Origin of the sequence: Marinococcus sp. PL1-022 (assembly GCF_033845285.1) — a bacterium.
GTDB lineage: Bacteria > Bacillota > Bacilli > Bacillales > Marinococcaceae > Marinococcus.
This window is the reverse complement of the sequence record NZ_JAWXCX010000001.1, coordinates 2,757,445-2,770,415: the sequence shown is the minus strand read 5'-3', so window position 1 is coordinate 2,770,415 and position 12,971 is coordinate 2,757,445. Positions and strand designations below refer to the sequence as shown.

Genomic DNA, 12,971 nt, shown 5'->3' with positions numbered 1-12,971 from the left:
ATAAAAAATTGAATTCAGGAGGAACACAGCATGTACTCGGGATTACGTATACCATTTCAGTCCATGGGATCAGTCCAGCAGCAGATGGACACCATCAGCAACAACCTCTCCAATGCGGAAACGGCCGGATTTAAATCAAGACAGGCGACGTTCAGTGAAATGATGTATCAGCAGGAGGACAATATGCCGATGCCGGAAAACGGTACTGGACGGCTTACACCGCCCGGTATACGGACAGGGGGTGGTGCAGCCATCGGCCAGACAGCACTTCGGATGGAGCAGGGCTCACTGAAGGAGAGTGAGCGTGAGCTGGATTTTGCGCTTGAAGACCCGGACGCTTTTTTTCAGATAGAGGCGGAAGACGGAGCGGTTGAATATACGAAGGACGGGCAGCTGTATCTGTCAGAAAACCCGGAGGCTCCCGGAAGCTATACGCTCGTTGATCAAAATGGGGGCTTTGTATTAAATGAAGCCGGAGGGAGATTTGATATTCCCGCAGGGGCTTCGGAATTTTCGATGCAGGAAAACGGGGAGCTGACAGCTGTAACGGCGGCCGGGGATAACGTGAACCTTGGTTCATTTGGCGTGGTTCAGGTGGAGCGTCCGCAGGCGCTGACGTCGGTCGGAGGCAATCGGTACCGTTTTGAGGATTTAGATGGACTCGGGGCAGCGGAAAATGATATGGTTATAGAAGCTGACCCGTCCAGCGTAAAGCAGGGAATGGTCGAGCAGTCTAATGTGGATTTATCGAATGAATTAGTAAATATGATGAATGCCCAAAGACAATACTCGTTTAATTCCCGTGCACTGACGCAGGGAGACCAGATGCTTGGATTAATTAACAGTATTCGATAAGTCTTTGCGGTTAAGGGAGCATAGATAGTACATATGAGCAATCAGGACAACCATACAAGGAGTTCCAAACCGAATAGAAAAGAACAGCTGAAAAGAGGAGCGCAGAAGGTGCGTGCGCGTCTTCAGCACCTGCTCTGGTGGCACTGGCTGATTATTATTTTAATTCTGGCTTTTATCTGTTCGGTTATCGGCCTGATGATTGGCTATGCGGTCGGGGGAGGCAATCCTTTTCAGGCTTTAAACCCGGCGACCTGGCTGGAGATTTATCGGTTAATTCGAGGAAATTAGCATAAAAAGTGAGGAAAAAATAATGCTTTCAATAGAACAAATCAAAGAGATTATTCCCCACCGTTACCCATTTCTGCTTGTCGATAAAATTATCGAGGTAGAGCCCGGGGAGCGGGCGGTAGGCATTAAAAATGTCAGCGCCAATGAAGAATTTTTCAACGGACACTTCCCCGACTATCCGGTGATGCCGGGAGTGCTTATCATTGAAGCGATCGCCCAGGCTGGCGGCGTCGCACTGATGCAGCAGGAGGATATGAAGGGAAAGCTTGCCCTGTTTGCAGGCATCGATGAATGCCGCTTTAAAGGCCAGGTGATGCCGGGAGACCAGCTGCGCCTCGAGATGGAAGTCACCAAACAGCGACGCTCCATTGTGAAAGGAAAAGGAACAGCTTCCGTAGACGGCAAGGTCGTTGCAGAAGCGGATCTGATGTTTGCGATTCAATAGTAAAAAGGACTGCGGCCAGAGCGGGCTGCAGTCCTTTTTTGTTGTATGCTGTTATTCGTCATTTTCTTCTAACGCGTCTTCAATGTGTTCTTTAAGCGCCGGTCCCATTGTGCGGGAATAGAGAGTGGAAATATGGTGGTTGTCCCGGAAAGTAATAACGTTGCCTATCACAGGGTCACACGTGTCGTCATCACAAAAGTAAGGAGACATATCAGCAAAGGTTACATTGTCCGGAATCTTTTCCTCTTCTGTGTTTTCCCACGGAGGGTTTTCAGATAACACTTCATCTCTTGGTACGGCACAATCGGCCGGATCTTCGCTTTCCTCCAGGCAGGAAGGAATGTCCTCCTGCATTCTTGGATTGTCCCGTATTGCGAATATTTCCGTATCGCCTTCGAATTCTTTCCAAATCTCAAGGTATCCTTCGGGTATAGTACCTCCGGCATTTACATTGGCGGTAGTGAAAAGTAAATCAGGATCGTTTTTCTTCAGCGGTTCAATGGAATCTTCATTCCACTGCATGCACGAGTCAGACAAAGTGCCATCGAAATCGTCTGTCGAAAAGCGGCAGCCGTCTTTATTAAACACATCGATCTGCAGGCTCAGCTCCTCAGACATTTTTTCAAGGGCCGGAAACCAGTGGCCGGAATGAGAGCCGCCTACTAAAGCAATGGTGTATTCGGGATCGGTCGTGTCCCCGTATGAGCACATGCTGATTTCCGTCTCTTCAAGATCGGAATAGCACTCACTCTCAGAATAAAATTCCGGCATCTCGCTTTCAGCCTGTGCCACGTTATCCAGGGGATCGATGTCAGGGTTCGGTTCAATATCCTCTGATATTGCGCGGGCCCCGGGGTAGTCAGTTACTGTATAATCCTCGCTGATACTGGACTGGCTTTTTTCGACGTAATTATCCCACACGCCGGCAGCTGCAAGGGCAGGAAGCAGAAACACAATAAGGGCGGTTACTACTTTTGTTTTCGATTGTTTGAGATTAATTTTTCGTATAGGTGCTTCAATTATTTTGACAGAGAGCGCCGAAGCGATGAATGCAAGAGCTATAATCGCGATGCCGCCCTTGATCGATACTGTCGTATTGTCGAAGTAGGCGAAATAGAAGATAAGCATCGGCCAATGCCATAAATAAAACCCGTAGGAAATGCTGCCGAAATACAGAAACGGCCTGGATCCCAGCAGCTTATCCACACCAAAACGGCTGCTGTTTTCAGCTGCGGTGATAATCAGCAGGGCCCCGGTGGTTGGAAGCAAAGCAGCAAATCCAGGAAAAATGGTGGACACAGGAAGAACAAGCCCTGTTAAAGCGACAATTGCCAGTCCCAGCCAGCCAAGAACAAAACCAATTGATTTCCTCATTGTCAGGTACGGGAGAAGCAAAGCGACAATGCCGCCAAGACTGAATTCCCACACCCGGGCAAATGTGTCAAAGTAAGCCCATGGCTGATTGACGGAAGTAATGTAGATGGAATAACTAATAGATGCAACAAATACAAGAGCCAATACACTCAGCAGGGTTTTACGAACAGGCGTTTTAAATAATTTTCTGGCAAGAAAATAAGCAGCCAGTATAAGTAGAGGCCAGAAGACATAAAACTGTCCCTGAATAGAAAGAGCCCAAAAATGCTGGAATGGGCTGGCATCGTTATTTTGAGCCAGGTAATCTACTGCGCTCGTAGCCAGTTCCCAGTTTTGAAAATACAACGCTGAAGCAAACATCTCTCCAACAATCTGGTCCCACTGGGATTGAGGCAGGAGCAGAATAGAGCCGGCCATTGTAAATAAAATAACGATTACAGCAAGAGGCAGCAGCCGGCGACCGAGGCCAAGCAGGTATTCAGGGAGGTTAATTGTTCCTTCCCGTTCAAACCTCGATAGCAGCGACGTAGTAATTAAGTAGCCGGAAACGACGAAAAATACGTCCACCCCGCCTGAGACCGAGCCCAGCCAGATGTGATAAACAGCCACTAATAAAGCAGCTACAGCACGTACGCCTTCGATTTCGGGCCGAAATCTCTTTTCGGGCGTTCTCAAATCATTCATTATAAACATCTCCATGCGTTAAGCTTTTCTAAGTATAAATGAAACATTAATCCAGTTAGCTATGAATTATTTTATGTACTTAACAGTTGTTCTTTAATTCTCTTATCAAACCGCCCCTTTTTTCTATTTATTCTACATTATTTTACCACATGTAAACGAAGCCGCTCCGAATACATTTTAATAATACTCAATTTTAAGTTAAGCAGTAAGAAAATATAACCTCATAACAGGTGCAAATGTGTAAAAAACATACAGTAATAATGAATTAATTTAATTGAGTAACTTTTAACTAATATAAAAGCAAAAACGAGCATAAATAAGTAAAAAAGAGAAAATGAAAGTTTTATTTTTGTGCATACATTTTTACCCTTTTTACAGTGTATTTTTTCTTAAATAATTCTAGTATTATTGAACTAGAATAAATTTAAGAAAGAGAGGGTAAGAATGAAAAACATTTTTCGTATGATAGTTTTTCCTGTTCTGATATTTGTTTTATTGTTTTCACTCGTGCCTTTAGATACAGAGGCAGCGAGTTCCAAAAGGATAAAAGGTGATACCAGAATAGGCACCGCGGTCGAGCTTTCCAAAGAAGGATGGTCTTCAAGTAACTCGGTTATCTTAGCCAGATCTGATGAACCAGCAGATGCTTTAGCTTCAGCTGGGCTTGTAGGAAAAACAGATGCACCAGTCCTATTAACAAAAACCAGCAGTATTGATACAGAAGTTTTATCGGAAATTAAACGGCTTAATGCAAAAAATGTCTACATACTAGGTGGTACTAAGGCGATAAGCAATAACGTTAAAAGCCAGTTGGCGAACAATGGATTGAATGTAACAAGAGTATCTGGCGATACTCGTTACAGTACTGCAGCGGAGATAAATAAACAAGCCGGATTGTCTGCTTCGAGTACAGCTATTATCGCTAACGGTCAGACAGTGGCCGATGCTTTAAGCGCTTCAAGCATTGCCGCTAATAAAAACATTCCTATTTATTTATCCAGAAATTCCAGCCTGCCCTCCGATCTCCCGGGCAGTGTTAAAAAGGTTATCATTTTCGGAGGATCCGCAGCGATAAGTGATTCCCTGGAATCTTCGTTAAAAAGTAAAGGAATCACTACCGAACGTATTAATGGAAGCACAAGGTACGAAACCAGTGTAAATGCGGCGAAATGGGCGAAATTATCTGGAGGAGTTAACCTATTAGCCCGGGGTACTTCCACTAGCTCAAGCAAAGAAGATTATCCAGATGCAGTAGCAGCGGTAGGGCTTGGAAACAAAATCCAGGCGCCGATTGTTCTTACACCGCCGGATTCTTCTAACAGCACAGTGAAAAATTATATCAGTTCTAAGCCGGTATACGTTCTCGGTGGAAGCGCAGCAGTATCAGATAGTGCTCTGAGTGATCTTGGAGTGAGCCTTTCAGGCAGTAATGATTCAAGCAGCGAAGAACAGGAAAAGCCAAGCGATGGTAAAGTCATTGAAACAGGTACTGTCGTAAACGTAAGCAGTGCTTTAAATGTGCGTAATGGTCCTTCCGGGAGTGATGGTTGGATCGGTTCCCTGGCAAAAGGCGAAAAAGTAGATATTTACGACATCACAAGTAATAACTGGGCAAAAATTAATTATAATGGCTCGTATGGTTATGTCAGCATGAGTTACATTGACACAGGAAAAGCAGAAGAGAAGGTTATTGAAACAGGCACTGTTGATGTAAGCTATTCGTTGAATGTCCGTTCAGGCCCTTCGGGTAGCGACGAGCGTATCGGTTATTTATTGAATGGCCAAACTGTAGAAATATACGAAATCAGTGATAACTGGGCGAAAATCAAATACGGTGACGGTTATGGATACATTAGTATGAGCTATATTAATACGGGAAGTAGTGCCTCAAGTGCTTTAGATGGCAAGCTTATAGCTGTTGACCCAGGGCATGGTGGTAAAGATCCTGGTGCTACAGCGAACGGTATCCAGGAAAAAGATATTGTATTGAGTGTGGGCTCAAGGCTTGAAGACAAATTGGAAGCAGCCGGGGCAGAAGTAGTGATGACCCGCTCTAACGACACCTTTGTGGAGCTTAGGGAAAGAGCAAACATCGCCAACCGTGCTAATGCGGATTCCTTTGTAAGCATTCATGCTAATGCCGTTTACAACAACTCTGTAGTCGGTCAGGAAACATTTTATTATCCTGGCAGTGAAGAAGGAGAAGAGTTAGCTGAAGCTATTCAGAGTGAGTTAATAAAAGCAGTCGGTTCAAATGACAGAGGGACTAAGGATGCTAACTTTTCCGTGCTCCGAAATACAGCAATGCCAGCGAGCCTGGTAGAGCTTGGCTTTATTACTAATGAAAAGGAAGCTAAATTAATGAAAACCAGCGAGTTCCAAAACAAAGCTGCGACTGCAATTTATAAAGGAATCGAAAAATATCACGAAGAGAATTAAATAAGAAAATGGAGCCTTCAAATTGGGGCTCCTTTTTTCTAAGTATATCTATAATGCATGTTAGAAAGTAGTTGATGATGTGAAATTTATTTCTCTGGCTTTTTTAGGGGCTTTCGTATTTTTATTTGTTCCTCATATGACGTATGCAGAAGAGACTAAAACAATCATAGTAGAATTTAAAAATGATAAAGAGAAAACATTCTCTGCTAATACTGATCAGGATATAAATACTATCGAAGTGCCAGTAGAAAAAGCAGAAGAAAAGATGAAAGAATTAAAGGAAAATCCAGAAGTGGAATACGCAGAATTTGAAGTGTTTTATGAGTTATTTGAAACTCCAAATGACCCACTATATAGCCAGCAGCAAGGCTATTTTCAAAACATCAATCTCCCGGAAGTGTGGGATAGCTATACGCATTCAGATAAGCCAACAGTTGCGGTGCTGGATAGTGGAATCAATCAGGAGCATGAAGACCTCTCAGAAGCCATTATCAAGCCATACAATGTGATAGAAAAAAGTAATGAAGTCATTGACAACGTTGGACACGGGACACACGTGGCTGGTATCGCAGGAGCAATCACTGATAATAATACAGGCGGAGCTTCGATTGGCAGAAATGTGAATATTCTTCCCGTTAAAGTCGGCGATTCCACAGGCATCAGCAGTGTAAATATTGCTAAAGGAATTAATTATGCTGCTGAAAATAACGCAGACGTCATCAATTTAAGTCTTGGAGGAGACAATCCTTCGCTGGCTGTCGAAAATGCTGTAAAGGAAGCTGTAGAAAAAGACATAGTAGTAGTGGCTGCAGCGGGAAACGATTCTTCAACGACAAAGCAATACCCGGCAGCTTTAAAAAACGTAATATCTGTAGGCGCAGTAGAAGAATCGACGAAAAAGCTGGCTTCTTTCTCCAATTACGGAGATTGGGTAGACGTTACGGCTCCTGGAGACAGTATATTGAGCTCATGTACAAAAGGAGACCGATGGCCGTTTAGCAACTGTAAAAGCTCCTCTCCATATGTGGAAGCTAACGGCACCAGTATGGCAGCTCCCGTTGTGTCCTCCTATGCTGCTTTAATGAAATCGCACACCCCCTCTTTAACGAACGAACAGATAAGGTATTTGATTGAAGAATCTTCCATCAGTAATAGCGCTGTCAGGTTTGGCACCATCGATGCGTTGTCATCGCTTAGTAAATATCAGACGGAATCGCGTTTATCTGGGGAAACTTCTGTAGATACCTCAATCGAAATATCAATGAAAGGGTGGCCAGAGGGAGTCACCGACACTGAAATCAATGGCGAGGGATTAACAAATATTTCAGGTAATACTGCGATTCTTGCGAATAATTCTAACTTTGCAGATGGATTAACTGCCAATACTTTAGCCGGACAATTAGACGCGCCTATATTATTAACTTTTCCTAACCGGATAAGTGAAGAAACAGTTTCAGAATTAGAACGTCTGCAAGTGGATAATGTCATTATAGCTGGCGGCACCGCAGCAGTTTCCAGGAAAGTAGAAGCAGCTTTGGCGGAAAATGATTTCAATCCAATAAGATTGTCAGGACCTACCAGGTACTCCACAGCAGCCGAAATGAATGCTTACAGCGCAGAAAAAAATGGAGAGGTCATTGTAGTTTCAGGGGAAAACTTTCCGGATGCTTTAGCAGTGTCTTCATATGCTAATCAACAAGAGATTCCAATTGTCTTTGTAAAAGAAGATATGATCCCAGAAGCTACACAAGAATTTTTAAACGAATACGATTTCTCTAAAGCTTATGTAATAGGTGGAACAGGAGTTATCAGCGATACAGTTAAGAATAAGCTGCCAAATGCCGAAAGAATTTCTGGGAGCACCAGGTATGAAACAGCACTGGAGGTAATAAAGAGGTTCAATGAGGATGCAGATTCTTATCTTCTGGCAACCGGTGAAAACTTTTCTGATGCTCTGGCTGGCGGGGCATTAGCTGGAAGAGAAAATCATGCTTTGCTTTTATCACGGAGCAATTCTATACCGGAATCCGTAAGAGCATTTGTAGCTAATAAACAATATGAAGCCAATACCCCAGACGATTTTTACACCCTTGGGGGAAAAGCTGCGATTACCAGTCCAGTTCTCTGGCAGATGGATTCTCTCATTTACCCAGGCTATTACATGAATAGATTATCAAACCCGGATCTTAAAAAAAGGTAACAAAGAAAGAGGCGTAAAAATGCTTACCCAATTAAAATTATTATGTGTTTTATCGGTTGCAGGTTTATTCTTTGTCTTCAACACCACAATTGTGCAGGCGTCTGGATTGGAAGTAAAGCAGGAGTCGGAGACTTTAAGTGGGAACAACTCTATTTCTTTAGAAGACGGCACTTCGGTAGAGGTCAGCAACAGTCCAGAAGAAACGAAGGTGTCAATTGAGGGAGAGACTATAACTGATAAAGAATTTCTGAAAACCTCTCAAGTAACCGAGCTTTCTTTAAATGAACAAACATTGCTTTTAACAGAATATCGTTTACCCGGAAGTGCTAATGAGTTAATTTTCGAAGTTTATAACATTTCTGAGGGTAATGAAAAGCTCTATGAATCCGGTTCATTAAATCATGGACTAGTGGATGTAGTAGATGGAGAAATTATATACGGTGAGCCTGAATTCAGTGGGGAAGAAAACGAAGCGTCACCATCAACTGTTGATATGGTAGTATTACAAGGAAATGAAGAAGGATTTAAAGAAACAGAAGAACAAGAAGTATCGAACGAGGCTTTTAAGGATAAAATTGGAAATGAAAAAGAAGTAACAACCTTTTCTTCGCAGAGTAATCCCTCTGCAGAAGAAATAAATAAATTGTTAACTCAAAAGGCAGAAGAAAATAATATTCCACCGGAAATATTAAAAGCTATCGCCTGGCAGGAAAGCTCCTGGCGTCAGTTTGAAGGCGGAGAGCCATTAATTGGTTTTGACGGAATCGGAATCGGCATTATGCAGGTCTCTCCAGGATATACTGGTTTGCCAAATGAAAATGATCCAGCTTTCCAAGAAAAATTAAAGAATGATATCGAGTTTAACATTGAAGTAGGTATAGAGATCTTACTGAATAAGTGGGATATGGGGCGTCTGCCTCAAGTGAATGACGGTTCGAAGGAAGTTATTGATAATTGGTATTTTGCAGTTATGGCCTACAATGGTATCTCAGACCGAAATGATCCTGCTAAAACAAATAGAGCCTATCAGGATATTATTTTTCAGCACATGAAAAGTTCGTTTGGAGAATTAAATGTTGAATCCTTCCCTACAGAAGAATTGAACATTACCTATCCGGATGAAAGCAGACCTACATTAATGTCCTTCGACGAAAAGAAACAATATAATCTTGATTATAAATTGACCCGGACAAAGCATAATTTTGAAAAAGAAGACATTATCTCCACAAAAAGCGAAGCACCTGTATACAATAGAATTAATGGTGAGATTATAAGCGGCATTAGTAAAAGTGATGTAGCAGAAATTAAAAATACAATTCAGTATGATTCTGATCGTCTTCATCATTTTGGCTGGTACAATGTAGAATTGCCGAGTGGAAAAAGTGGGTACGTGCGCTCAGGCGAAATTGACGATAATAGAGTTGATGGCTCTACTCGTTACGAAACAGCTGTGGAAGTGTCTAAAGAAGGATGGAACCAGGCAGACACTGTCGTTTTGTCTACAGGAGTAGATTTTCCAGACGCGTTGGCAGGTACACCGTTAGCCCACCAGGAAAATGCTCCGATTCTGTTAACTAAACAAGAAAGCCTGCCTGAAGAAACTTTAAATGAAATTAAAAGACTTTCTCCAGATGAAATTATTATTTTAGGAGGAGAAGCAGCAGTTTCCAGCAGCGTTGAGAATGAATTGAATGGTCTTGGTGTCCAATCGACAAGACTAGCAGGCAAGGATCGTTTCGAAACAGCTCAAAAAATTTCGGAAAAAATAAAGAATCCAGGCAATGATTATGTAGTAGCTAATGGTTTTTCTTTTGCGGATGCCCTGGCGGTTGCACCATATGCTGCTAATTCCGGAAAGCCTATTCTGCTCACTCGTGAGATAACTCTTCCGCAGTCAACGGAAGACACATTAAAAGGTGCAGATGAAACATTAGCTGTAGGTGGCACAGCAGTAATTTCAAAGCAGCTGTATTCAGAGCTCCCTAATGCTGAACGTATAAGCGGTTCCACTCGTTACGGAACGGCATCTGAGATTGTAAAACAATTAGATTTTAATAAAGACAATGCCTTTATGGTGAATGGAGAGAACTTCCCGGATGCGCTGACAGGTTCAGTGTTAGCAGCAAAGAATCAGGCACCGCTGCTCCTGACGAAATCGAATGGTCTGCCTTCAGAAACGAAGGATCTGAAATCCTCCTTTACTGCAAGTGAACTTTATGTAATAGGGGGAACAGCAGCAGTAGGATCCAATAGTGCATTAGAATTTAAAAAGTAAGCTTTAAAGTAACAGCCTTTGTTAATAATTATATTAGCAAAGGCTGTTTTATTTTTGAGTTAACGTGACATAATGGAAGAACTATAAATTATAATCATAAATTTGGAGGCGCTCATGAATATTTTATTTATTACAAATATGTTTCCGTCAAAAGACCATCCGCAGTTTGGAATATTTGTTGAAAACCAGGTTAAAGCTTTAACAAACCAGGGCCAGAAAGTACTGGTTCTGGGTATTAATCAACCGTCCTCAAGTAAAAAGAAAGTAATAAATAAATATTTTCAGTGGGGATACAGGTGGGGCCGGATGGTTTTAGGCTCTTTAAAACCAAAAGTAGATATTGTGCATGCGCATTATACTTTTCCTTCCGGTATGCTGGCGCTGATGTTTAAAAAATTAACTAAAACTCCTTACGTAGTTACTTGCCACGGGGGTGATATAAATAAAATGGCAGAAAAAAATAAGTATCTTAAACGTATTACCTCGATTATTCTGAAAAAAGCGGATCATGTAATAGTGGTGGGGCCGGAATTACGGGAAAAGGTTCAAAACGAATACGAAATACCTTCCCATAAAATCAATCAAATAAGTATGGGTGTAAATAAAGCAATGTTTCACCCAGTCCCCAAGGAAGAAGCTCTGCGGGTTACGCAATTAAATTCAGATGAAAAAAATATCTTATTTGTAGGGAATTTAGTAGAAGAAAAAGGAATAGAAGACTTGCTGAAGGCGTGGAAAACTATAGTGGCAAAAGAGAATAATATAAAGCTGCATATAGTGGGCAGTGCCAAGAGTGAGGCTTACAAGTCGAAAATAACAGATTTAATCCATACAGAAAACATGGAGGCTTCGGTCAGTTTTCATGGCGCCAGACCTCAGCCGGAACTAAAAAATTGGTTTTCCTCTGCAGATATGCTGGTAGTGCCTTCAAGAAATGAAGGCTTTGGTTTAGTGGCTTTAGAGGCAATGGCCTGCAAGACACCTGTTGTTACTACAGATGCTGGAGGGCTAAAGTACATAACTGCAGAAGGCAGAGGCTTGATGGCCAATGCTGGCAGCCCCGGGAGCTTAAGTGAACAAATCTCTGCTATGTTAAACTTTAAAGAAGATGAAAAAGAGGCAATGATCAAGGAAGCACTCATATTTGTCGAGGAAAACGAAGTAAATAATTTAAATAAAAAGGTTATAAATATATATAAAGAAGTCATAAATTATTATAATTAAATATAAGCACAAACTAACTATTTATACTGCGGTTTTAATGGTATAATTTTATAGGTTAAGCTCAAAATCTTTATAAAGTTTCTTATGCAGGCAAATCGGGGAGGATTCCTAATGATTACAGCGATTGCTCTGGTTTCATGCTTTTTAACGGCGTTGATATTAACTCCCTTGGTTAAAAAGCTGGCTTTTTTGATAGGAGCTACAGACAATCCTAACGACAGAAAAGTTCATACAGGTGAAATGGCGCGCTTAGGCGGTTTGGCTATTTACGTTTCTTTTATATTGGGCCTTTTCATTTTGAAACCAGAAAATGAATATCTTCCTTTTATCTTCGCAGGCGGAACTTTAGTATTTTTGATAGGTGCTTTGGACGACATAAAAGAACAATCAGCTAAAGTGAAATTGATTGCTCAGCTTGCTGCTGCCATTATCGTGATAGTTGGCGGAGTGCAGTTAGAATTTATTAACCTGCCATTTGGTGGCGTTTTAGAATTAGGATTTTTAAGCATTCCTATTACATTGCTTTGGATTATTGGTATTACCAATGCGATAAACCTAATTGATGGTCTTGATGGTTTATCAGCAGGGGTTTCAGCGATTGTGCTAGCCACTATTTCAGCTCTGAGCATTGTTCAGGGTGATATTTTCATCGTAGCTATGGCTATCGCTTTGTTAGGCGGCACTTTAGGATTTCTGGTACACAATTTTCATCCGGCAAAGCTATTTATGGGAGATTCTGGAGCCCTTTTTCTTGGCTTCATGATTGCTGTGATTGCTCTGTTAGGTTTTAAAAACGTAACCGTTTTTTCACTAATTGTCCCTCTGCTCATTTTAGCCGTTCCTATTTCTGATACATTGTTTGCGATCATCAGACGGGCATTGCAGAAGCAATCTTTTTCAACACCTGACAAATCACACTTGCACCACTGCCTGCTTCGCCTGGGATATTCACATAGACAGACAGTTTTAATCATATATTTGATTAGTGCTATCTGCAGTGTAGCTGCTGTTGTATTTACACTTTCAACGCTATGGGTTTCTATTGTAGCATTGCTGGTAATGATTATTGCTATTGAAATCTTAGCGGAAAGTGTAGGATTAGTAAGTAATTCTTATAAGCCGTTCCTAAGGTTTTTAAAAAAAATTTCTGGGGGAACGAAAGAATAATAAAAACTACTGGCTCTTTA

General features: G+C 41.7%; 9 protein-coding genes. 8 read left to right on the top strand and 1 reads right to left on the bottom strand.

Annotation, left to right across the window (positions count from 1 at the left end):
• The first annotated feature begins 30 nt into the window (after positions 1 to 30).
• From SIC45_RS14140 to fabZ, 3 genes are read left to right on the top strand one after another with little or no spacing between them, the layout of a single operon-like run.
• Positions 31 to 855, top strand: coding sequence for a flagellar hook-basal body protein (locus tag SIC45_RS14140; protein WP_298786294.1), 825 nt, complete (start codon positions 31 to 33; stop codon positions 853 to 855).
• A gap of 33 nt (positions 856 to 888) precedes the next feature.
• The gene (locus SIC45_RS14135; protein ID WP_298786292.1) at positions 889 to 1,143 is read left to right on the top strand and encodes a DNA-directed RNA polymerase subunit beta; all 255 of its coding nucleotides are present in this window, start codon (positions 889 to 891) and stop codon (positions 1,141 to 1,143) included.
• A gap of 22 nt (positions 1,144 to 1,165) precedes the next feature.
• The gene (gene fabZ, locus SIC45_RS14130; RefSeq protein WP_319632653.1) at positions 1,166 to 1,588 is read left to right on the top strand and encodes a 3-hydroxyacyl-ACP dehydratase FabZ; all 423 of its coding nucleotides are present in this window, start codon (positions 1,166 to 1,168) and stop codon (positions 1,586 to 1,588) included.
• A 51-nt stretch (positions 1,589 to 1,639) separates the two neighbouring features.
• Here fabZ and SIC45_RS14125 read toward each other — a convergent pair whose 3' ends face one another.
• Complete coding sequence (locus tag SIC45_RS14125; RefSeq protein ID WP_319632652.1) at positions 1,640 to 3,646, bottom strand: acyltransferase family protein; 2,007 nt, start codon at positions 3,644 to 3,646, stop codon at positions 1,640 to 1,642.
• A 444-nt stretch (positions 3,647 to 4,090) separates the two neighbouring features.
• Here SIC45_RS14125 and SIC45_RS14120 point away from each other — a divergent pair, with 444 nt between their 5' ends.
• The 5 genes from SIC45_RS14120 to SIC45_RS14100 all read left to right on the top strand — a co-directional run bounded on the left by SIC45_RS14120 (position 4,091) and on the right by SIC45_RS14100 (position 12,951).
• Entirely contained in the window at positions 4,091 to 6,085 is a 1,995-nt protein-coding gene (locus SIC45_RS14120) for an N-acetylmuramoyl-L-alanine amidase (protein WP_319632651.1), read from the top strand.
• A gap of 79 nt (positions 6,086 to 6,164) precedes the next feature.
• Positions 6,165 to 8,285 (top strand): S8 family serine peptidase, encoded by a 2,121-nt coding sequence (locus tag SIC45_RS14115; protein WP_319632650.1) that lies wholly within the window; start codon positions 6,165 to 6,167, stop codon positions 8,283 to 8,285.
• Positions 8,286 to 8,304: 19 nt separating this feature from the next.
• Positions 8,305 to 10,560 (top strand): cell wall-binding repeat-containing protein, encoded by a 2,256-nt coding sequence (locus SIC45_RS14110; protein ID WP_319632649.1) that lies wholly within the window; start codon positions 8,305 to 8,307, stop codon positions 10,558 to 10,560.
• A gap of 114 nt (positions 10,561 to 10,674) precedes the next feature.
• Positions 10,675 to 11,784, top strand: coding sequence for a glycosyltransferase (locus SIC45_RS14105; RefSeq protein WP_319632648.1), 1,110 nt, complete (start codon positions 10,675 to 10,677; stop codon positions 11,782 to 11,784).
• Between the two features lie 111 nt (positions 11,785 to 11,895).
• Positions 11,896 to 12,951 carry an MraY family glycosyltransferase gene (locus tag SIC45_RS14100; protein ID WP_319632647.1) on the top strand — a complete coding sequence of 352 codons (1,056 nt, stop codon included), beginning with the start codon at positions 11,896 to 11,898 and terminating at the stop codon, positions 12,949 to 12,951.
• Positions 12,952 to 12,971: the final 20 nt, after the last annotated feature.

Excerpts from the sequence above, each read along its gene's own strand:
- SIC45_RS14140 (WP_298786294.1), top strand. The coding sequence starts at position 31 with ATGTACTCGGGATTACGTATACCATTTCAGTCCATGGGATCAGTCCAG.
- SIC45_RS14135 (WP_298786292.1), top strand. The coding sequence starts at position 889 with ATGAGCAATCAGGACAACCATACAAGGAGTTCCAAACCGAATAGAAAA.
- fabZ (WP_319632653.1), top strand. The coding sequence starts at position 1,166 with ATGCTTTCAATAGAACAAATCAAAGAGATTATTCCCCACCGTTACCCA.
- SIC45_RS14125 (WP_319632652.1), bottom strand. The coding sequence starts at position 3,646 with ATGAATGATTTGAGAACGCCCGAAAAGAGATTTCGGCCCGAAATCGAA.
- SIC45_RS14120 (WP_319632651.1), top strand. The coding sequence starts at position 4,091 with ATGAAAAACATTTTTCGTATGATAGTTTTTCCTGTTCTGATATTTGTT.
- SIC45_RS14110 (WP_319632649.1), top strand. The coding sequence starts at position 8,305 with ATGCTTACCCAATTAAAATTATTATGTGTTTTATCGGTTGCAGGTTTA.
- SIC45_RS14105 (WP_319632648.1), top strand. The coding sequence starts at position 10,675 with ATGAATATTTTATTTATTACAAATATGTTTCCGTCAAAAGACCATCCG.
- SIC45_RS14100 (WP_319632647.1), top strand. The coding sequence starts at position 11,896 with ATGATTACAGCGATTGCTCTGGTTTCATGCTTTTTAACGGCGTTGATA.